Annotated in this window: 16 protein-coding genes; 8 read left to right on the top strand and 8 right to left on the bottom strand. The window is 68.7% G+C overall.

The genetic code is table 11. The features are described 5' to 3' along the window. The first annotated feature begins 5 nt into the window (after positions 1–5). Together WMF34_RS06660 and WMF34_RS06655 are read left to right on the top strand one after the other, a co-directional pair. Positions 6–2,120 carry a M13 family metallopeptidase gene (locus tag WMF34_RS06660; RefSeq protein ID WP_437992774.1) on the top strand — a complete coding sequence of 705 codons (2,115 nt, stop codon included), beginning with the start codon at positions 6–8 and terminating at the stop codon, positions 2,118–2,120. Positions 2,121–2,153: 33 nt separating this feature from the next. Next, on the top strand, positions 2,154–2,786 hold the full coding sequence (locus WMF34_RS06655) for a glutathione S-transferase family protein (protein WP_437992773.1): 633 nt from the start codon (positions 2,154–2,156) through the stop codon (positions 2,784–2,786). Between the two features lie 48 nt (positions 2,787–2,834). On the opposite strand, the gene WMF34_RS06650 is transcribed toward WMF34_RS06655, so the two are convergent. Then, entirely contained in the window at positions 2,835–3,278 is a 444-nt protein-coding gene (locus tag WMF34_RS06650) for a hypothetical protein (protein WP_437992772.1), read from the bottom strand. A 573-nt stretch (positions 3,279–3,851) separates the two neighbouring features. Beyond that, positions 3,852–4,274 (bottom strand): hypothetical protein, encoded by a 423-nt coding sequence (locus WMF34_RS06645; RefSeq protein ID WP_437992771.1) that lies wholly within the window; start codon positions 4,272–4,274, stop codon positions 3,852–3,854. Positions 4,275–4,314: 40 nt separating this feature from the next. On the opposite strand from WMF34_RS06645, the gene WMF34_RS06640 reads away from it, so the two are divergent. From WMF34_RS06640 to WMF34_RS06630, 3 genes are read left to right on the top strand one after another with little or no spacing between them, the layout of a single operon-like run. Continuing rightward, entirely contained in the window at positions 4,315–5,265 is a 951-nt protein-coding gene (locus WMF34_RS06640; protein WP_437992770.1) for a glycoside hydrolase family 43 protein, read from the top strand. 42 nt (positions 5,266–5,307) lie between these two features. Continuing rightward, on the top strand, positions 5,308–7,617 hold the full coding sequence (locus WMF34_RS06635; RefSeq protein ID WP_437992769.1) for a family 43 glycosylhydrolase: 2,310 nt from the start codon (positions 5,308–5,310) through the stop codon (positions 7,615–7,617). Further along, the gene (locus WMF34_RS06630; protein WP_437994620.1) at positions 7,614–9,107 is read left to right on the top strand and encodes a UxaA family hydrolase; all 1,494 of its coding nucleotides are present in this window, start codon (positions 7,614–7,616) and stop codon (positions 9,105–9,107) included. The genes WMF34_RS06635 and WMF34_RS06630 overlap by 4 nt, the downstream gene beginning before the upstream one ends. Positions 9,108–9,204: 97 nt before the next feature. Here WMF34_RS06630 and WMF34_RS06625 read toward each other — a convergent pair whose 3' ends face one another. From WMF34_RS06625 to WMF34_RS06610, 4 genes are all read right to left on the bottom strand, one after another. Next, positions 9,205–10,518 (bottom strand): MFS transporter, encoded by a 1,314-nt coding sequence (locus WMF34_RS06625; protein WP_437992768.1) that lies wholly within the window; start codon positions 10,516–10,518, stop codon positions 9,205–9,207. Between the two features lie 202 nt (positions 10,519–10,720). Beyond that, positions 10,721–11,851 carry a D-mannonate oxidoreductase gene (locus tag WMF34_RS06620; protein WP_012233877.1) on the bottom strand — a complete coding sequence of 377 codons (1,131 nt, stop codon included), beginning with the start codon at positions 11,849–11,851 and terminating at the stop codon, positions 10,721–10,723. A 36-nt stretch (positions 11,852–11,887) separates the two neighbouring features. Further along, entirely contained in the window at positions 11,888–12,901 is a 1,014-nt protein-coding gene (locus WMF34_RS06615; RefSeq protein WP_012233876.1) for a zinc-binding alcohol dehydrogenase family protein, read from the bottom strand. Between the two features lie 195 nt (positions 12,902–13,096). Continuing rightward, entirely contained in the window at positions 13,097–14,128 is a 1,032-nt protein-coding gene (locus WMF34_RS06610; RefSeq protein WP_012233875.1) for an amidohydrolase family protein, read from the bottom strand. Positions 14,129–14,467: 339 nt separating this feature from the next. On the opposite strand from WMF34_RS06610, the gene WMF34_RS06605 reads away from it, so the two are divergent. From WMF34_RS06605 to WMF34_RS06595, 3 genes are all read left to right on the top strand, one after another. Beyond that, complete coding sequence (locus tag WMF34_RS06605; RefSeq protein WP_157906486.1) at positions 14,468–14,608, top strand: hypothetical protein; 141 nt, start codon at positions 14,468–14,470, stop codon at positions 14,606–14,608. A 424-nt stretch (positions 14,609–15,032) separates the two neighbouring features. Beyond that, entirely contained in the window at positions 15,033–16,121 is a 1,089-nt protein-coding gene (locus tag WMF34_RS06600; protein WP_437992767.1) for a PfkB family carbohydrate kinase, read from the top strand. Positions 16,122–16,129: 8 nt separating this feature from the next. Next, positions 16,130–16,801, top strand: coding sequence for a bifunctional 4-hydroxy-2-oxoglutarate aldolase/2-dehydro-3-deoxy-phosphogluconate aldolase (locus tag WMF34_RS06595; protein ID WP_012233873.1), 672 nt, complete (start codon positions 16,130–16,132; stop codon positions 16,799–16,801). 175 nt (positions 16,802–16,976) lie between these two features. Here the strand turns inward: WMF34_RS06595 and WMF34_RS06590 are convergent, their stop codons facing one another. Together WMF34_RS06590 and WMF34_RS06585 are read right to left on the bottom strand one after the other, a co-directional pair. Next, a complete protein-coding gene (locus tag WMF34_RS06590) occupies positions 16,977–17,921 on the bottom strand; it encodes a lamin tail domain-containing protein (protein ID WP_437992766.1) in 945 nt (314 codons plus the stop codon). 11 nt (positions 17,922–17,932) lie between these two features. Beyond that, the gene (locus tag WMF34_RS06585; RefSeq protein WP_437992765.1) at positions 17,933–20,017 is read right to left on the bottom strand and encodes a PEP/pyruvate-binding domain-containing protein; all 2,085 of its coding nucleotides are present in this window, start codon (positions 20,015–20,017) and stop codon (positions 17,933–17,935) included. Between the last annotated feature and the right edge of the window lie 291 nt (positions 20,018–20,308).

The following is a 20,308-nucleotide window of genomic DNA, read 5'->3' as shown; positions in this document are numbered from 1 at the left end:
GCTGTATGCGCACGCTCCGACAGCCTGCCGCTCCCCTCGCGCTCACCGTGGCCCTCTCCGCGCTGGCGGCCTGCGGCCCCGCCGCGAGCCCGCCGCCGGCGCCCCCGCCCCCCAGCGTGAAGGCGCTGATGCCGCCGGCGCCGCAGGGCCTCCCTGTCGTCGAGACGAAGCTCGAGAGCGTCGGGCTCGACGAGGCCGCGCTCGACCGCTCGGCGAACCCCTGCGAGGACTTCTATCAGTTCGCGTGCGGCGGATGGCTGGCGAAGACCGAGATCCCGGGGGACGAGTCCGGCTGGATGCGGAGCTTCAACGAGATCGAGAAGCGCAACGAGGCGGAGCTCCGGCGCATCCTCGAGGACGCCGCGAGCGCCGGCGACCGGGATCCGGTGACCAAGAAGATCGGCGCCTACTACGGCGCGTGCATGGACGAGCCCGCGGTCGAGGCCGCCGGCGCGAAGCCCATCGCGGACCTCCTCGCGAAGGCGCGGCGGGTGCGCGACCCGAAGGGCCTCGGGGCGCTCGTGACCGAGCTCCACCGCCGCCGCATCTGGGCGCTGTTCGACATCGAATCCGCGCAGGACATGAAGGACGCGACGCGCGTCATCGCGCAGCTCGACCAGAGCGGGCTCGGCCTGCCAGACCGCGACTACTACCTCAACGAGGACGACAAATCGAAGGCGCTCCGCAAGACCTACGAGGAGCACGTCGCGCGGATGATGCGGCTCGCCGGGGCGCAGGAGGCGGCGGCGAAGACGGCGGCGCTCGATGTTCTGCAGATCGAGACCGAGCTCGCGAAGATCTCGAAGACGCGGGTCGAGCGGCGGGACCCGGCGGGCCTCTACAACAAGCTGGATCGGGCGGCGCTCGCCAAGGCCGCGCCGGCGTTCTCGTGGGACGCGTATTTCCAGGGGCTCGGCCTCCAGGACGTCAAGGAGGTCAACGTGACCTCCGTCCGGTTCTTCGAGGGGCTCTCCCGGCTGCTCACGTCGGTGAAGCCCGCCGCGTGGCAGAGCTACCTCTCGTGGCACGTGGTGCGGTCCATGACGCCCGCGCTGCCCAAGGCGTTCGTCGACGAGAGCTTCACGCTGCAGGCCGCGCTCACCGGGCAGAAGGAGGTGCGGCCGCGCTGGAAGCGCTGCGTGGACGCGACCGATGACGCGCTCGGCGAGCTGCTCGCGCAGCCGTTCGTCAAGACGAGCTTCCCCGGCGCGAGCAAGCCCGCGGCCGAGGCGATGGTGCACCAGATCAGCGACGCGTTCGCGCGCGACGTCCGGGCGCTCGACTGGATGGATGAGGGCACGCGGCAGCGCGCGCTCGCCAAGCTCGCCGCGATGGCGTACCTCATCGGCTATCCCGACAAGTGGAGGACCTACGATTTCGAGGTCGATCCGAGATCGTACGCGAAGAACGCGCTCGCCGCGCGCGCCTTCCACACGCAGTGGGACCTCGGGAAGATCGACAAGCCGCTCGATCGCGACGAGTGGCAGATGAGCCCGCCCACCGTGAACGCCTATTACGACCCGCAGCGCAACCACATGGTCTTCCCGGCCGGCATCCTGCAGCCGCCGTTCTACAGCGTGAGCTCGGCCGCGGCGGTGAACCTCGGCGGCATCGGCATGGTGGTCGGGCACGAGCTCACGCACGGGTTCGACGACGCGGGCTCGCAGTTCGACCAGAAGGGCAACCTGGAGGACTGGTGGTCGAAGGAGGTCGGGGCGGCGTTCAAGGAGAAGACCGGCTGCGTCGAGGCGCAGTACTCGGCCTTCGAGGCGCTGCCGGGGCTGAAGGTGAACGGCAAGCTGACGCTGGGCGAGAACATCGCGGATCTCGGGGGCGTGAAGCTCGCCTTCATGGCGTACCGCGCGATGCGCAAGGGCGCGGCGGAGCAGACGGTCGCGGGCGGCTTCACGGAAGATCAGCAGTTCTTCCTCGCGCACGGGCAGTCCTGGTGCGGCAAGCTGCGCGACGAGGCGCTCCGGCTGATGGTCCAGGTGAACCCGCACTCCCCGCCGCGGTTCCGCGTGAACGGCCCGCTCGTGAACCTCCCGGAGTTCGGCGAGGCCTTCAAGTGCGCGCCGGGCACGCCGATGCGGCCGACCAAGACGTGCGCTGTCTGGTAGCCGCGCGCGGCAGGCTCGGTTAAATGAGCCGCCATGATCCTGATTGGCCAGTACGACTCTCCCTTCGTGCGCCGCGTCGCCGTGGCGCTCCAGCATTACGGGCTCGCGTACGAGCACCGCCCGTGGTCGGTGTGGGCCGACGCGGAGTCCATCGCGAAGTACAACCCGCTCCGGCGGGTCCCCGTGCTCGTGACGGACGGCGGGGAGCCGCTCGTGGAGAGCGCGGCGATCCTCGACGCCCTCGACGACCTGGTGGGGCCCGATCGCGCGCTCCTGCCGCGCTCGGGCGAGGCGCGCCGCGCCGGGCTGCGGGTCTCCGCGCTCGCCACGGGGCTCGCGGACAAGGCGGTGAGCCTGCTCTACGAGCACGTGCTGCGCGCGGGCGAGCGCCGGAGCCCCGTCTGGGTGGAGCGCTGCACCGCGCAGATCGGCGAGACGCTCGACCTGCTGGAGCGGGAGCGCGCCGCCCGGCGCGGCGACGCCTTTTGGCTGGGCGCCTTCAGCCACGCCGACATCGCGGTCGCCTGCGCGCTGCGCTTCACCTCCGAGGCACACCCGGCCCTCACCGACGCCGCGAGGCGGCCGGCGCTGGCCGCGCACGCGGCGCGCTGCGAGGCGCTCCCGGTGTTCGCGGCGGTGGTACAGCCCCTCCACGTGGCCGTGTAGCGCCGCGTGCGGGGTTGTCCGGCTGGCCCGGCTGCCAGTGCGTGCGGGTCACCGGGTTCCACTGCTCCCGCCGCTTCCGCCTGCGGTGCCGGTTCCGCCCGCCCCACCGCTGCACTCCTCTATCTCGGGATCGACCGGCCCGGTCTTGTCGAGACCCAGAAAGTGGATGACGTACTCAGCAGGGAATAACGCGTCGGATGGGCCGTGATCACCGCCCATCGAGGTGAACGCGTCGAGGACCACGTAGCCGCACTCATTCTCCCAGCGCTGCCGCGTCGCATCGTGATTGCCGAGCCGGACTCCCGTATCGGTCGGCGTCGGGCTCGCGCCCACGCCCAGAACATCGGTCCATTGCTTGATGGCCTCCGTGTGGTTCGAGTAGTGCACCAGAGTCAGAATCGGAGGATTCGGCGCCACGTGGTCCGGAGCATAGACGTACATGCTCACGTCACCAGGCAGACCGCTCTCCCCCCAGTCGTTGACCTGCTGCAACGTCGCCGCTCCCGCGGAGGGTACCGACCCCAGCATGGCTGCCAGCAAGGCGCCCCGGGCAGTTCAGTTTCGGCTCATGATGGAGTTCTCTCCTGTGTGTGAACTTGCTCTCTCGAACCAAGCAAGGTTGTGACGACATGACCCGGGCGACATCAATGGCGAATCGCCACGCGCACGTCAGGTTCGTCGCCGGGCCATTTCGGTTGACGCCGCTGATGTGAGCGTTCACAGTTGCTCGCGAACCACCCCTTCGCTTTGTTCAGGACAGGCCGTCGAGCGCGCAGGGCGCTCGTCCTCGGATCGATCCCGGCGCGGCTCCGCTCGCTCGAACCGGCTGTGGACCAGGATGTGATCCCGAGCTCCGGACATCGGACCGGACGGGCGCCGGCGTCCATCGGCGTAGCAACCACGCGGGAAACAGAGGAGCGAGATGGCACGTCCGGGAAGCAGATCGAGAGCACGATTCCTCGTGGCGCTCTTATGGACCTCCGGGTGCAGCGACCCGGTGACGACGACCGGCGGAGACGCAGGACCCGGTGACGAGCCCCCCGCGTGCTCCGAGGGCACCTGGGATCACGATGGCGACAGCGCGACGAGCTGCGTCCCATGGACAGGCTGCACCGCTGGCACCTTCGCGAGCGCCGAGGGCTCGCCTACGGCGGACCGGCGGTGCACGGCGTGCCCGGAGGACACCTTCAGCGACACGATGAACGCGCCGAGCTGCAAGACGCACACGCCCTGCGCGCCTGGGACGAGGCAGACCGCGCCGGGGACGAGCTCCACGCCCGCGCAGTGTGACGGCTGCTCGCCGGGCACGTACTGCGCAGGCGGGACCGCCGCGCCTGTCGATTGCGCGGACGGCACCTGGGACGACGACGCCGATCCCGCAACGACCTGCGTCGCGTGGACCGACTGCGTGCCAGGGGAGCACGTCGGCACGGAGGGAAGCAGCACCACGAACCGCAGCTGCGTCGCGTGTACGAACGGCGAGCACACGGCCACGATGAATGCAGCCAGCTGCTCCCCGGGTGCCTGGGTGCTGAGCTACTTCGGGCCGCATCAGGACGTGGCGAGCGATTCGCTGCATCTCGCCTACAGCACCGACGGGCTTCGCTGGTCGACCCTCGCCGGTGGACAGCCCGCGTACCAGCTCACCGGGATGGGCACGAATCACATCCGCGATCCGTTCCTGTTCCGCAAGAACGATGGAACGTACATCTATATCGCCACCGACTGGACGCTCTCGGAGAACGACGCGAACTACTGGAATAATCCGAGCTCCAAGATCTTCGTGGCGGACTCGACCGATCTCATCACCTTCAAGAACCCCCGGTTGATCACGCTCACGAACCTTCCGGGCCCCAGGGACACCCCGATGCACGCGTGGGCCCCGGAGGCTTACTACGACCCTGATCGCAAGCTCTATGCCATCATCTGGTCCGGGAACGACACCACGGGCGCGAACCGCATCTACGTCAGCTACACCGAGGACTTCGTCACCATCGTCAACCCGACACCCGACGTGCTCTTCGATCCGGGCTACAGCGTCATCGACGCGACGATTACGCAATGGAATGACCGCAACTACCTCTTCTTCAAGGACGAGACGGACAGCAGCGGGAGCGCGCTCACCGGATCGGGCAAGGACATCCAGATCGCGCGCTCCCCGACGCTCGCGCTCGATCCGGGGACGTTCACGCGATGGAGTCCGGACTACATCACGCGCGGGTCGACCCAGAGCAGTAGACGAGCGACGGAGGGGCCGTTTGTCATCAAGGATCCGCGGCAGAGTCGATGGTACCTGTTCGCCGACTACTACCTGAACGGCGGTGTGTTCGGGTGCTGGAGCACGACGGATCTCGATGCGGATCCGGGCTCCTGGACGGAGCTCCCGAGCACGCAGTACCGCTTTCCGTCCGGCGTGCGCCACGCGAACGCGGTCCGGGTCACGCAGGCGGAGCTCGACGCGCTCATCGCCCACTACTGAACATTCTACCGCACCCATTGACGGGTAGAGTTTCCCCTTGTCATGCGCGCACCGAGATATTCCCATCCAGAGTGCACTTCCCTCTCTGCGCCACGCGTCACGCTCACGGCGGCAGCTCGGGCGTTCGCCGCGCTGCTCGTGGTGGTCGGGTGCTCGGATGGGCCCTCGACCGATGCGCCGGGCGCGTCGACCAATTCATTGCGGATCATGGCGGCGGGCACAGCGCTCAGCACCTCGGAGTCCGGTGGGCGGGTGACCGTGAGCGTGGCGCTCGACGGCGCGCCGAGCGCGCCGATCACGGTGCCGGTCTCGAGCTCGGATGCGACCGAAGGCTCCGTCTCACCGGCGACCATCTCCTTCACGGTGGAGGATTGGAGCGTCCCTCGGGAGATCACGGTCACGGGGGTGGACGATGCGGAGAGCGACGGGGATCAGATCTTCCGCGTCCGCTTCGGGCCCTCGGCCTCTGCAGACCCAGCGTGCGACGGCCTCGTCGCGGAGTCCGCTGACATCACGAACACGGACGACGACGGTCCAGGGACGGCGGCGATCGTCGTCAGCGACCCGTCGGGGACCCTCGCCGAGCGCGGCGCGCCCGTGACATTCACCGTGCTCCTCGCATCGCAGCCGAGCGCGCCCGTGACGATCGCTCTCAGCGTCAGCGACACGACGGAGGCGACGCTGAGCCATGCGGACCTGACGTTCACGGCGGCGAACTGGAACACGGCGCAGACCGTGACCTTGAGCAGCGTCGATGACTGGCAGGCCGACGGAGCTCAGCCCGTACGCGTCGTCTTCGATTCACCGGCCAGCGAGGACCCCGAGTATGCGGCCCTCGCCGCCCCCGCTGTCCTCGAGCTCTCCAATCTCGATGACGACGCCGGAGGGGGTTACCAGATTCGCACGACGCACACGGAGGGCGCCCCGCTCTACGTCGCGCACTCCTATTATCACGCGATGATCACCGACCTCGACGACAGGGCGAACAACCAGGTTCCTGCCGACTTCCAGTGGAGAGTGGTGCCCGGCCTCGCGAACCCGGATGATCCGGCGCTGGTGTCGTTCGAGTCTGTGGGCTTCGGCGGTCGCTACCTGCACGTCGACAGCGTGAACTCGACCCGGTACCCGCTGCAGAGCGAGACGTCCAACCGGGCCAGCGGGCTCTGGCAGACCCCACCCGAAGAGAGGAGTCACCTTCTCTGGCTCGACCCGTTCACGGAGTCCACCGCGTTCCGGAGGGACGCCACGTTCCGGATCGTGCCCGCGCTGAACGGGGATCCGGCGATGGTCTCGCTGCAGTGGTACTCGGATGCGACACGTTATCTCCGGCACCTGAACTACCAGATCTACGCGCACGTGCTCGACGGCACGGAGGTCAAGAACTCGGAGGCGTCGTTCGCGCTCGAGCCGCTCGGCTATTTGATCTCGCAGCGCGCCGATCCCCACATCAAGCGGCATACGGACGGTTACTACTACTTCACCGCGAGCGTGCCGACGTACGATAGCATCGAGATCAGGCGCGCGACCACGATACGAGGCCTGACCAGCGCGACCCCTAAGGTCGTCTGGACGAAGCACGCGACCGGCCCGATGGCGGCGCACATCTGGGCGCCCGAGCTACATTTCATCGACGGCAAGTGGTACATCTACTTCGCCGCCGGAAGCTCGACCGACATCTGGGCCATTCGCATGTATGTGCTCGAGAACGCATCGGCCAACCCGATGGATGGCACGTGGATCGAGCGAGGGCAGATCGTGACGGACTCGGACACCTTCGCGCTCGACGCGACGACGTTCGAGCACGACGGCAAGCGCTATCTCGTGTGGGCGCAGGAGGACCCCAGCGTCGCGGGCGACAACAGCAGCTTGTTCATCGCGGCCATGGTGAACCCGTGGACGCTGGCCAGGCCCAACGTGCGGATCGCCAGGCCCGAGCACGCCTGGGAGACGGCGGGGTTCGCGGTCAACGAAGGTGCCGCCGTGCTCGAGCGGAATGGGCGGGTCTTCATCAGCTACTCGGCGAGCGCAACGGACGACCGCTACTGCCTCGGCCTGCTCACGGGGAGCGCGACGGACGACCTGCTGAGCCCGAGCTCGTGGACGAAGAACGAGAATCCAGTGTTCGTCAGCGCAAACGGGCTGTATGGCCCGGGCCACAACTCGTTCACGACCTCGGCGGATGGATCGATCGACGTGCTCGTGTACCACGCGCGTAACTACGAGAAGATCACGGGGGACCCGCTCTACGACCCGAACCGTCACACGCGCGTCCAGCGGCTGGAATGGAATGCAGACGGAACGCCGAACTTCGGCGTACCGCTCCTGAACGGCGCGAATACGATTGGCGAATGACTATGAGCTTGGCAGCCTCCCTGTTGCAGATCGATCCCCGAGATGATGTGGCCGTCGCCGTGCGCGGCCTGGCCGCCGGCGATTCGGTGGCCGACGCGATCACCGCCCGCGTCGACATCCCGGCCGGACACAAGGTGGCGCTGCGCGCGATGGCCGCTGGCGAGCTGGTGCGGAAGTACGGCTGGCCAATCGGGCGGGCGACGGTGGACATCCAGCCGGGCGACCACGTTCACACGCACAACCTGGCCACCGCGCTCTCCGGCCTCGACACCTACGCTTACGAGCCCACGACCCCTGAGCCCCTCCCCGCCACCGGAAACCGCACCTTCATGGGCTACCGGCGGAAGGACGGGCGGGTGGGCACCCGCAACGAGATCTGGATCCTATCGACGGTGGGCTGCGTCTCGCGCACCGCCCAGAAGGTGGCCGCCGAGGCGGACAAACGCTTCAAGGGCCGGGTGGACGGGGTCTATGCCCTCACCCACCCCTTCGGCTGCTCGCAGCTGGGGGGCGACCTCGAGGCCACCCGCCGGATGACCGTGGCCCTGGCCGGCCACCCGAACGCGGGCGGAGTGTTGATCATCGGCCTGGGCTGCGAGAACAACCAGCTCGGCCTGCTCCTCGAGAGCGCCGCGCACATCGATCCCGATCGCCTGCGGTCCTTCAGCGCCCAGACGGCCGAGGACGAGCTCGAGGCGGGCCTCGAGGCCGTCGAGGAGCTGGTGAGGATCGTCGAGCAGGACCGCCGCGAGCCCTGCCCCGTCTCCGACCTGGTGATCGGCCTCAAGTGCGGCGGCTCGGACGGCTTCTCGGGGCTGACCGCCAATCCGCTGGTGGGCCGCATCGCCGACAAGGTCTGCGCCGCCGGTGGCTCGGCCATCCTGACCGAGATCCCGGAGATCTTCGGCGCCGAGCGCCTGCTCATGACCCGCGCCGAGAGCGAGGCGGTCTACGAGGACATCGTCGGCGTGGTGAACGACTTCAAGAGTTACTTCATCGCCCACGGCGAGCCGGTGTCGGAGAACCCCTCGCCCGGCAACATCGCCGGAGGCATCACGACGCTGGAGGAGAAGTCCCTGGGCGCGGTGCAGAAGGCCGGCCGCGCCCCGGTGACCGAGGTGGTCCACTACGGCGGGCAGATCCGCGGCACGCCGGGCGTGGCGCTGCTGGAGGCCCCCGGCAACGACGCGGTCTCGTCCACGGCGCTCACGGCCGCCGGCGCGACGGTCATCCTCTTCACCACCGGCCGGGGCACGCCCCTCGGCTTCCCCGCGCCGACCCTCAAGCTCGCCACCAACTCCAGCCTGGCCCAGCGCAAGCAGCGCTGGATCGACTTCGACGCCGGCCGCATCGCTTCGGGCGAATCCATGGACGCGGCCGCCGACGCCCTGATGGACCTGGTGTTGGCCACCGCCTCGGGCCGTCCAACCCGCGCCGAGGAGAACGGCGAGCGCGAGATCGCACTTTGGAAGCGGGGCGTCACCCTGTGAGCCTACGACGCCTGTCGGAGGCCAGGCTCGGCCTCGCTCCGCCGCACGTCGAACGGCCCGCCTGGCCGCCTCCAGTCACCGGGCCGGATGGACGATCTCATCCTGCGCTGGTAGGCGAACTATCTCGGTCAAACTCCAGGCTGGGGGACCTCGCCGCGATCGGTGCCGACCTGACCTGGAGCGGCTCGATCTTGCCGACGATGACGAGGTAGCTGAACGCGCCGAGCAGGCAGAAGCCGCCCGCCACGACGAGCGGGATCGTGAACGATCCTTTGGTCAGCGAGAGCATCACGCCGGTGAACGTCGTGATGACGATGCCGGCCAGGTTCGACGCAAAGTTCTGGATGCCGCTGATCGAAGCCACATGGCGCGGCGTGGGCGCGACGTCGCCGGGAAGGGACCAGATGCTGGCGCCGGCGAACGCGAGACTCGCGTAGGAGATGCCGAAGAAGGCGAGCATCAGATAGATGTTGGAGGTCAACGCCGACAACGTGATCGCCGACGACACCAGCATGCCGCCGACCATGCAGGTCTTGCGTGCAGCGGTGAGGCTCCAGCCACGGCGATAGAGCGCGTCGGAGACGAAGCCGCCGATCCAGCCGCCCGGGATCGCCATCAGCGCGGGGATCATGCCGAGCGTGCCGAGCGACTTGAGCGAGAAGCCGCGCGTCTGCACGAGGTAGCTCGGGAACCACGTGATGAAGAAGTAGTTGGTGAAGTTGAGGCAGAAGAAGCCGAGCATCATGCCCCAGAGCGTGCGATGGCGGAAGAGCGACGCCCACGTCACGTTGTTCTGCGCGTCCTCTGCGGGCGCTGCGTGGACGACGTCCTTCTCGCCCGTCATGTCGCCATGCGCGGGGCTCCTGTAGATGACGACCCAGCCGAGGATCCACACCGCGCCGAACAGGCCCGTGATGATGAAGGCCGCCTTCCATCCGAGCGTGTCGATGATGAGCGCGACGAGGGGAATCGACAGCGCCGAGCCGACGCGCGCGCCGCTGTCGAAGATGCCCGTCGCGAGCGCGCGCTCGCGCGGCTTGAACCATTGGCTCACAAGCTTGGCGCAGGCCGGGTAGGCGCCGGCTTCACCCACGCCGAGCAGCAACCGGCAGCCGAACATGGCCGCGACGCTCGACGCGCCGGCGGTCGCCGCGGTGAAGAGCGACCACCAGCCGACGGCGATCGGCAGCGCGACGCGTGCGCCCACGCGGTCGACGAACCAGCCGAACGGCATCTGCATGAGCGCGTAGGTCCAGAAGAAGCCGCTCATGATAAACCCCATCTGGGCGGGGCCGATGCCGAGCTCCTTCTCGATCTGGGGCGCCGCGACCGCCAGATTGGCGCGATCGATGTAGTTGATGGCGACGGCGAGAAAGCACAGAAAAAGCACGACCCAACGCATCTTTCTCATCGGCATGTCTCCTTGGATACGGCATCTGTTCGTGCGCTCGGCAGCCCTCGCGCGCTGCCCGTCGAGCGGCGCTGCCTTGCGGTGCGTCGCGCGGGCGGCGCAACGGCGACCGCATCGGGTCGTCGTGGTTATCGGCGCTGCGATCGCGGCGGCTCGCGCGGCCCGTCGATCGCGCGAAGCCGCCCGTGGCAGCCTCGCATGCTCATGCGGGCACGGCCGTGCGGAGCGCCGCGTGCAGCCGGGGCTGATCGAGGTTCAGGCCGAGCTCGCGCGCGAGCTCGATCACGGGCCCGAGGCGGCGTCGCTTCTTCTCGCCATGGTTGCGCGCGATATCGGAGAGCCGGTGATCGAGGAACGGGTTCTGGAAGCGCTGGCGCACCTCGTCGAGGTAGGCGCGCGCGGCAGCCCCCTTGCCGAGCGCATCGAAGACGGGCATCACCTCGTCGCGCCAGAGCGCCTCGAGATCGGCGCGCAAGGCCGGATCGCGCATCGCTTGCAGCGTGTTCTCGCCCGCGGGGCGCCCGTCCAGCTGCCAGCGCTCGGCGAGGTAGGTGTGCCCGAGGTTCAGCAACAGCAGCTTCAAGCGTTCGTAATGGAGCAGGTCGTCCGTCACGACCATCGCTTCATGCTGGCACGGCAGCACCATTCCCTCGCGCCGCTCGATCGCCCAGAGCGCGTAGGGCTCGGCGATCGCGCCGACGGGGCGGATCGGCTCGGAGACGATCCGGTCGACGAGCGAATTCACCCAGATGCACGTGTGCTCGATGTAGCGCAGGAAGGCGGCGTCGGCGCCCCACTGGCGCGCGACGCCGGCGACGATCGCACGCAGCGTGTCACCGTTGTTCGAGACGAGCTCGCAAGGCAGCAGCGTGAGCGGCGCGGCGCCCGCCTCGAAGCGCGCGCGCAGCAGGACGACGAGCTTCGCGGCGAACCCGCGCGGCACGCCCGCGCCGGGCGCGAGCCATGTCGCCGTGTCCTCGGGCAAGCAGACGTATCCGCTGTCGCTCGTGTTCGAGATCACGACGCGCGCGTCCTTCGCGAAGCGCTCGCGCACGAGCGGCCAATCGGTGTTCGCGTCGAGCGCCTCCGTGATCGAGCCGCATTCGATCGTCGTGTCGACGACCTCTTCGCGGCGCAGCCCGCGGATCCGCACGGGGTAGCGCCCCTGCGCGCGCAGCGCGTCGATGCGCGCGCGGCTCTCGGGGTTCGACGTGGTCTGCACCACGGTGATCGTCCCGAGCGCGCGGCCGACGCCGAGCGCCTCCGAGATGAAAAAGTCCGCGTGAGCCTGCAGGAACCGGCTCGTGCCGAACTGAAGAATCGGATTGCCCATGTCAGTGCTCCGGCGGCTCAGCAGGCGTGTGCACGCTCACGACATGCCCACCATGATCTTGGACGTTCGACCGGGGTGGGCAGCCCAGTCGGCGAGCGCCTCGGGCACGCCTTCGATGGGGATCGATTTCGAGATCAGGATGTTCGGGTCGAACGTGCGCCGCTCGAAGAAGGCGATCACGTCCGAGAACTCGTTCAGGCAGTTGCGCGAGCCGAGGATGTCGAGCTCCTTCATCACGAACAGCCTGGTCTCGTAGCTCACCGGCTCTTTGCCGTACCCGATGTACACGACTCGACCGCAAAACTTCACCCACTCCACTGCGTTGCGGTACGTCGCGGTCGCGCCAACGGCTTCGATCACGACATCCGGCCCGTCGCCGTTCGTCAGGTCCATCACGCGCTCGCGTGCATCGGCGTTCCCGAGCACCACCTCCCGCGCGCCGAGCGCCCTGGCGAGCGCGAACTTTTCCTCCTGCGTGTCGAGCGCGATCACGCGCGCGCCGCGGCTCACCGCGCCGGCGATGGCCCCGAGCCCCACGCCGCCGCAGCCCATCACCAGCACGGTCTCCTCGGCCTCGACGCGACCTCGCGCCGCCGCGTGAAAGCCTACCGAGAACGGCTCGACGAGCGCGAGCTCCGTGAGGCTCAACTTCCGTGACGTGAAGAGCTTCTGGTACGGCACGGCCACGAGCTCGGTCAGCGCGCCGTCGCGCTGTACACCCATGGTCTTGTTGTCGCGGCAGGCGTTGCGCCGTCCCGCGCGGCACGAGGGACACCCGCCGCACGCCGTGTACGGCGTGAACGTGACGTCGGCGCCGACGCGCCAGTCCGCCTCGACGCCCGAGCCGAGCTCCACGATCGTGCCGGCCACCTCGTGCCCCAGCACCCGAGGGTACGTCACCATCGGGTTCTTGCCCAAGAACGTGTTCAAGTCGGAGCCGCACAGACCGACCCGTTGCACGCGGATCAACACCTCATCGTGCGCCGGCTTGGGCTCGCGGATCTGGCTCACCTGTGCAACCGACGGACCCGTGATCGTCAGGGCTTTCATGCTGTCATTGCCTCGCTGAGCGACTTCGTTCACTCGCGGCTTTCACGGCGCGCTCCGCAGCCGGGGCCGCTTCGTTCTGCCAGAGAACAGAGCGCCATGTCGAATGGCCGAAGCCGAATCGACGTGGCGTTGCTCTACGATCCCTGAGCGGCGCGGCGAGCGCCGCCTTCGCGGTGGCGCCCGGGACGCCGCTGTTCAGGGGTGACGCGCGTAGAATTTCTGCGCATTCTTGTACATGACCTTGTCACGCGCTTCCTGACCAAACTCCTTGAGGTAGAGCTCGGCGATCTCGATTTCCGAAGCGAGGCTGCCGCCCATGTCGACAACGGGCCAGTTGCTGCCCCAGATCAGCCGGTCTTCGCCGAAGGCCTTCATCAGCACATCGAAGTGCGCCTTGTACGCCGCGAGGTCGGTCGGCGCCTTCCAGGGATCGTCCTCGGTGGCGGCCGGGTTGTACATGTCGAAGAACGACGAGAATTTGATGTAGATGTTCGGGAGCCTGGCCAGCCGCTGCATCGCATCGACCCATGCCGGATCCGGCGTCGGCCCTTTCGCGCCCGCCAGGTGGTCGATGATGATACGGAGCTTGGGCACCGCGGTCGCGAGCGCCTCGACCTTGTCCTTCGGGTTCAGGGCGCCGCGGCTGATGATGTCGAGGGTCATGCCCTTGGCCGCGAGCTCCTCCAGCGAGGCAAGCTGCTTCGCGTCCAGCGTCAGCTTCGGGCTCCAGAGGAAGCCGCGAATGCCGACGACGCGCGGGTCCGCGGCGAGGCGCGCCAGATCGGCGCTGAAGCTCGGCGAGCCGATCTCGAGCTGCGCGACGAGGAACTTGAAGAAGTCGTTGCCCTTCGTCGTCTCGAGGACCTTGAAGTTGTCGTCGACCACGGGGCTGGCTTCGACGACGCCGGTGCCGATGATGCCATTCTGCTTCGCGATGGCTTCATACTCCGGGGGCAACACGTCTCGGTAGATCGGCTTCTGCTTGGCTTCCGGCCAAACGACGCCCCCCGGACGCGTGACCTGGTAGAGATGGATGTGCGTGTCGAGGATCGGCCCCCGCTGCTCCGCCGGCACCGCCAGCGGGGCCGCCGCTTTGCTCGTGTCGCCCGCGGTCTCGGGCGGCGTCGCGGTGGTCGCGGAAGACGACGCACACCCGGCGAGCGGCGAGAGCGTCATCATCAGGCACAACTTGGCGAACGTGGTCGGAAACCTCGTGAGTATTTTCATGATGGAGTCTTCTTGGAATCGGTGCCGAACGCGATCCCGATAGCGAAGGTGTCGCTGCGCATGACGGCCCCCCTCATGGCGAAGCAGAATAAGGAGGCCTCAATGTGAACGTTCACATCAGCGATGTCAACACCATTTCGTTCCTGAGGCCAAGCTCGGACTCGGGTGGCGGGCAAGTCTCCTCCGGAGCGCCGCGGCAAGAGAGGCAGGCACCGGACCGCCGTTATGTTCGATATAGATTCCAATTTCCAATCCGCTTGCCTCCGGTCAAGGGCCTATCCCCAGCAGGGAGCACCTGGGATCACCGCTGCCGCGGGCGGGCTGGACGATTCGGTCCCGGTGGTCGCCGTCGACCAACACGACGGCGCGGCGGCGGCGACCCGCCATCTCCTCTCGACCTGGGTCATAGACGCCGCGGCCGGCCGCCGCTGCGCGCCCATCGGGATCGAGGATGGCCTCGCGCCGATCCATTTTGGTTGACACCCGTTATGTGAACGTTCACAATTTGTCTTGGGTTTGGGGTTTCCTTTCGCTCTCCCCCGAGCAGGCCACCCTGCGCGGCCGTCCTTCGTCCCTGGGATCGGGATCGATCACCAATCCTGGAAAAGCGACGCTGGAGGACTGTTCGATAAGTTATCCAACATCGTCGCTGCGCGGCGCTGCACGCTGCCGGCTCGCTTCCCGCGCGCACGGCGTGGGGCATCGGAGACTGTGTTGAACGCCTTGCCGAACAGCCCGCTAGTTCAATAACTCATCCATGCATCGAAGGGGCGGCGTTCACTCCACGGACGGCGGGGCAGAGCTCGGTCGCCTCGACGTCCTCGCGGCGGGCGGATCCGCAGGTCGTCGGCCGCCCGGCGCTCGGACGAGGACGGCGGCTGGATGAGTTGTTGAGGAGAAGAAGATGCAGATTCGCAGTGCAAAGGGTTGCCAGTGGGACCAGGTGAGCCTCGGCGAGGTGATGCTGCGCCTCGACCCGGGTGAGCGCCGCGTCCACACGGCGCGGACGTTCGACGTCTGGGAGGGCGGGGGCGAGTACAACGTGGCGCGGGGGCTCCGGCGCTGCTTCGAGCTCCGCACCGCCATCGTCACCGCGCTCGCGGACAACGCCGTCGGGCGGCTCATCGAGGACCTGATGCTCCAGGGCGGGGTCGACACGTCCTTCCTGCGCTGGGTCGACTACGACGGCGTGGGCCGGGACGTGCGCAACGGCCTCAACTTCACCGAGCGCGGCTTCGGGCCCCGCGCGGCCGCCGGCTGCTCGGACCGCGGCCACAGCGCGGCGTCCAAGCTCAGGCCCGGCGACGCGCCGTGGAAGACCATCTTCGGCGAGCGCGGCGCGCGCTGGTTCCACACCGGCGGCATCTTCTGCGCTCTCTCGGAGACCACGGCCGGCGTGGCGCACGAGGCCATGGAGGTCGCGCGCGCGCATGACGTGCGGATCTCCTACGACCTCAACTACCGGCCCTCGCTGTGGAAGAACTTCGGCGGCCAGCGGAGGGCGCGCGAGGTCAATCGCGCCCTCATGCCGTACGTCGACTGCGTGTTCGGCAACGAGGAGGACTTCGTCGCGGGCCTCGGCTTCGAGGTGTCCGGCGTGGACAGCAGCTACAGCCAGCTCGACACGAGCGGCTTCCGCCGGATGATCTCCGAGGTCGTCGCGGCGTACCCCAACATCTCGGTCGTCGCCACGAGCCTCCGGACGGCCAAGACCGCCAGCGTGAACGGCTGGGGTGGCCTCCTGTACTACGAGGGCGAGTTCCACGAGGTCCCGCAGCGAGACATCGAGATCCTGGACCGCGTGGGCGGCGGCGACTCGTTCGCTTCGGGGATCATCTATGGCCTCTTGACGGAGCAGAGCCCAAAGTGGGCGCTCGAGTGCGGCGTCGCGCACGGCGCGCTGGCGATGTCGACCCCGGGGGACACCTCGATGGCGTCGCTCGCCGAGGTGCGGAGGGCCATGAGCGGAGCCGGCGCGAGGATCGAGCGATGAATCAGGCGATGGACCGCGAGCAAGTCGTCCGCCGCATCGAGGAGATCGGCATCGTCCCCGTCGTGCGCGCGCCGAGCGGAGAGCTCGCCGTGCGGGCCGCTCGCGCGCTCTGCGCGGGCGGCATCGAGGTCGTCGAGATCACGATGACCGTCCCCGACGCCCTGTCCGTCATGCGCGAGATCGCCTCGCGGATGCGGGACCACGTCCTCGTCGGCGCGGGCACCGTGCTCACCGCGGACGCGGCCCGCAGGTGCATCGAGGCAGGCGCCGAGTTCATCGTGAGCCCGGGGCTCGACCTGGAGGTCATCCGCGCGGCGCACGATCTCGGGAGGGCGGTCTTCCCGGGGGCGCTCACGCCGACCGAGGTGATCACCGCGTGGAACGCCGGCGCCGACACGGTGAAGCTGTTCCCGTGCTCCGCGATGGGGGGCGCGAAGTACCTGCGCGCCCTGCGCGCGCCGCTCCCGGAGGTGAAGATGATGCCGACCGGCGGGGTCAACCTGACGACAGCCAGGGATTTCATCGAGGCCGGCGCCGTGGCGCTCGGGGTCGGCGGCGAGCTCGTGGACGCCGCGGCGCTCGCGGCAGGCAAGGACGAGGTCCTCACGGAGCGCGCGCGTGAGTTCATGTCCGTGGTCAGCGCCGCGCGTGCAGAGCTCAAGAACAGCGCGCGGTCGTAGAGAACGGCTCCGGCGGGCAGCGCTCGGCGGGGCAAACACTGCGCCCGCCGGCGGTGGTGCAGCCCCTCCACGTGGCCGTGCAGCGCGTCCGTCGTGCTAGAGTGGGCGCTCGGGTGCCCGAGAGGCCTCGCGGCGTGGCCCGCCGCTCATTCCACGGTCCAGCGCGAAGGCGCGATCACTCTTCTGGCGGCTTCACGCCGGGGGTCGGCTGCCCGGCGACGTAGCCGTCCGCGGCCCACTGGTAGGCCAGGCTCACGCCGGGTGCCTGAGCTTCGAGCACGAGGCCGCCATCGCTCACCCCGCCGGGTGCCGTCAGCACGAGCTCGCCGCCGCTCGGATCGAGCGCAAAGCTCGTGTGGAGCTCGCCCTGGTCCGTGTCGCCGTCGGCAAACAGGACGAGCACCTCGTGACGCGGAAGGGTGACGGCGGGCAGCGGCCACTTGCCGCGCTCGGTGAAGTCGTCGGACAGCGTCCAGCCCGTCAGATCGACGTCCTCCGCCGAAGGATTGAACAGCTCGATCCACGGCTCGTACTCGCCGGATTCATCCGCCAGCGTGGTCGTGTTGTTGAGCATGACCTCCGAGATCGACACGGCCAGCGGCGCAGGACACCCCCAACAGAACGCCGGGCTGCCGGTCGAGATCATCGGGATGGCGTCGACGAGCACGGAGCCGTCGGCGGCGAAGGCGCTGAACGTGAACGGAGCAGCGAAATCGAACTTGAGCTCGTAGCGAGCCGTGCCCGCATCGGCTCGCGCGACGTCCGTCCAGTTATGATGGCTGTTGACGTACTCGAGGCGGCTCGGCTCGGTGACGCACGCCGTCGTTCCGTCGAGCGATACGCTGAAACCGTCCAATCGATACAAGGAGGATTCGCCGACACCGACGTCTTCCCAGGTCCGCCTGAGCTGGACCACCGCGCGCCCGTCAGAGGCCTCGAAGCGCAGCACGTGGGTCGCGCCGAGGCGGCCGCCGGGACGTTCGCCGCACAGCGCGTCGCTCGAGTCCGGCGGTGCTCCGCCGGCTCCGCCCGCGCCCGCTCCGTTCCCCGGCTCGGAGCTGGAGCAGCCGGCGCACGCCAGCGAGAACACGAGGCCGTACAGGATCGTTTTCAAGGTCATGTCTGGCTCCATCATGGCGTGTAGGGTCTGGCTTGCTTGATCACGGTGCGCCCGTCCATCGTGACGTCCACTTCCACATCGAGCGACAGCGGGGCGAGGCCGGGGTACACGCTGGCCGCGAAATGGTCCTGCACCACGAACAACAGCCCCGCGAGCTCGTTCAACGCGGCATCGGACCAGAGCCGAGCGCCGCCCGCTGCCAGCGAGGACGGTGACACGAGCGTGACCTCGCTCGGCGTTCCGCCGGCAGCGCGCCGGAACGTCAGGATCTCAGGGCTGGCGGTGGGATCCAGCGGCTCGGCGACGCCGACCTCTCCCACCTGGCTGACCACACGAACCAAAGGCTCCGGCGCGTCGGGTTCGAGCCCCGTGAGCGCGACGGCTTCCAGGCGTTCACCGACGAACGTGGGGTGGACCGCGACGCCCATGAACACCTTGGTGTGATCGATGCCATAGTACGCGCGATCGTCGAACGCGCGCTCGTTCCACAAGCTGGCCCAGACCCGGCGCACCGCGAGCAGGGCGCTCTTTTCTTCGGTCAAGTCCTGCTCCAGATCCTCGATGATCGGCAGCAGATGGCTCCGATCGGGGTGCTCGGCGAGCTCGAGCTCTCGCCGCTCGAGCTCGGCGCGCAGGTAGGCCTCGTGCTCCGGGCTCAAGCAGGCCGACGGCCCGAGCGTGTCCGAATCGAGGTCGTCGGCCAGGCAGCCGCTCCGGGAGTCGTATAGACCTGCTCCCGACAGACCCGGCAGGTCCTCGGCGTTGGTGCTGCTGCGAAAACGCAGCCGGGTGACCAGCCCCGCGGCGCCATAGGCCTGGCGAACGGCCGCTTCGAGCGCCTCGCCGAATTCGGGCAAGTGCTCGGCGGCACGCATGCGGCCCCGGAGCTCCGACAGGCGGCGCTGCTTGGTATCGGCGTCCGTGAACACCCGGGGATCGGCCAGCAGCGCCGCGACTTCGGCGTTGAACCCGCGCCGCTCCATGAAGTCTGCATAGGCGCGGAACGGAATCGCAAAGCCGTCCACGCGGTTCTGCTCGGGCAGGATCCGGGACAGCTCTCCGAGGTTCGCGGCCTTGGTGCCGAACGCCGCGACATCCGCCGAGCCGAGCGAGGCCAGGGCCGCCGGCGTGGCGACCTCCAGGTCCGCGGCTGGATCTCCGAGCGGCGGCCGGCGGGCGCTCCAGAACGCCTCGGCGTCTTCCAGGCGCGCGGGCTCGATCTCCACGTGGGCTCCCCGGGCCGTGAGGTGGACCAGGCCATGGGCGAGCGCGCGGAGCACGCTGTTGTCGAACACGCCCGGCACCGCGGCGCTCGGGATCCCCTTCTCGCGCAAGCGCAGGTTCAGGTGGCTGGCCAGGCTCTGCGGCTGCCGCGTGACGAGGCCGGCGACCAGCCCCAGATCGCTCGGCGCCGCGTCGATCACCAGCACGTCGCGCGGCCCGGCGCTGCCTGCGGCGGCGCCATCCACGATCTTCAGGTAACCGTACGCCTCGCCCTCGCTGTACGTCGCGGCGGACAGCCCGCTCAACAGCGTATCCGGGTCGACCAGCGCGACGCCAGCTGCCACGAGCTCGCCGGCGATGGCTTGCACCGCCGCGGTCTGGGCAGTTCCATCCGGTGAGAACACCAGGAATCGCTCGGCGAACGGGCTACACCCCTTGAGCCGCCGGTCGGCTTGCACGATGTCGCCGACCGTCAGGAGCTCATCGGGCGCGGCTTCGCTGTAGACCGTGTACGCCAGCACGCCCGCCGCTCCGGTCAGCGGATGAGGCGTGGCCGGGTAGAGCTTCAGGCCGCCGCCCCACATCACGCGGCTGGCGCGGCGCAGCACCATGTCCGAATAACGCTCCGGCGCGAGCGCCGCGTACTCCGGGAAGGTACGAAGGAACTGCAGATGGTACGGGTAGTCGTCGGTATTCTGAAACAGGCACGCTGCGCCGGCGAACACCGGCGGAGGCTCGCGGCCGTCGACGATCGTCAGGTACTTCACCTCCGCGCCCTCACCTGCCAGGGAAGTGTAGTCGTCGCGCGTGACGAGCTCCGTGAGATACCCCGTGTCAGCCCCTGGCGCTCCCCCCGCGCCGGCGGCGTTCACGGCCGAGGAATCGCCACATGCGGTCAACGCGACCGCCGAAAGCAACGCGGATACTGGCGCCGAGGTCCAAGGTTGCATCGATTGGGTTTCCCTCCCCGACGTGGCCGGAGTCGAGCAAGCGTGATGCCAGGCAGGCGGCCGCGCTGGTCGCCGCCGGAAGCGGCGCTCGAAGGGCCGCAGCCGTGACATCCGCGTCGCGGAGTGTGCCGCGGCGGTCATGGCACAGAGCCCGTTGACGCCACCGGCGAGAACCCGCCGTCCACCTGGGGATCCCTGCGCTTCGCCACGAAC

Source organism: Sorangium sp. So ce145, assembly GCF_051525985.1.
GTDB lineage: Bacteria > Myxococcota_A > Polyangia > Polyangiales > Polyangiaceae > Sorangium > Sorangium cellulosum_B.
This window is presented reverse-complemented; position numbering and strand designations above follow the sequence as displayed.

Bases quoted from the DNA above. Each gene is read 5' to 3' on its own strand.
- WMF34_RS06660 (WP_437992774.1), top strand. From the start codon at position 6: ATGCGCACGCTCCGACAGCCTGCCGCTCCCCTCGCGCTCACCGTGGCC.
- WMF34_RS06655 (WP_437992773.1), top strand. From the start codon at position 2,154: ATGATCCTGATTGGCCAGTACGACTCTCCCTTCGTGCGCCGCGTCGCC.
- WMF34_RS06635 (WP_437992769.1), top strand. From the start codon at position 5,308: ATGCGCGCACCGAGATATTCCCATCCAGAGTGCACTTCCCTCTCTGCG.
- WMF34_RS06630 (WP_437994620.1), top strand. From the start codon at position 7,614: ATGACTATGAGCTTGGCAGCCTCCCTGTTGCAGATCGATCCCCGAGAT.
- WMF34_RS06625 (WP_437992768.1), bottom strand. From the start codon at position 10,518: ATGAGAAAGATGCGTTGGGTCGTGCTTTTTCTGTGCTTTCTCGCCGTC.
- WMF34_RS06620 (WP_012233877.1), bottom strand. From the start codon at position 11,851: ATGGGCAATCCGATTCTTCAGTTCGGCACGAGCCGGTTCCTGCAGGCT.
- WMF34_RS06615 (WP_012233876.1), bottom strand. From the start codon at position 12,901: ATGAAAGCCCTGACGATCACGGGTCCGTCGGTTGCACAGGTGAGCCAG.
- WMF34_RS06610 (WP_012233875.1), bottom strand. From the start codon at position 14,128: ATGAAAATACTCACGAGGTTTCCGACCACGTTCGCCAAGTTGTGCCTG.
- WMF34_RS06600 (WP_437992767.1), top strand. From the start codon at position 15,033: ATGCAGATTCGCAGTGCAAAGGGTTGCCAGTGGGACCAGGTGAGCCTC.
- WMF34_RS06595 (WP_012233873.1), top strand. From the start codon at position 16,130: ATGGACCGCGAGCAAGTCGTCCGCCGCATCGAGGAGATCGGCATCGTC.
- WMF34_RS06590 (WP_437992766.1), bottom strand. From the start codon at position 17,921: ATGACCTTGAAAACGATCCTGTACGGCCTCGTGTTCTCGCTGGCGTGC.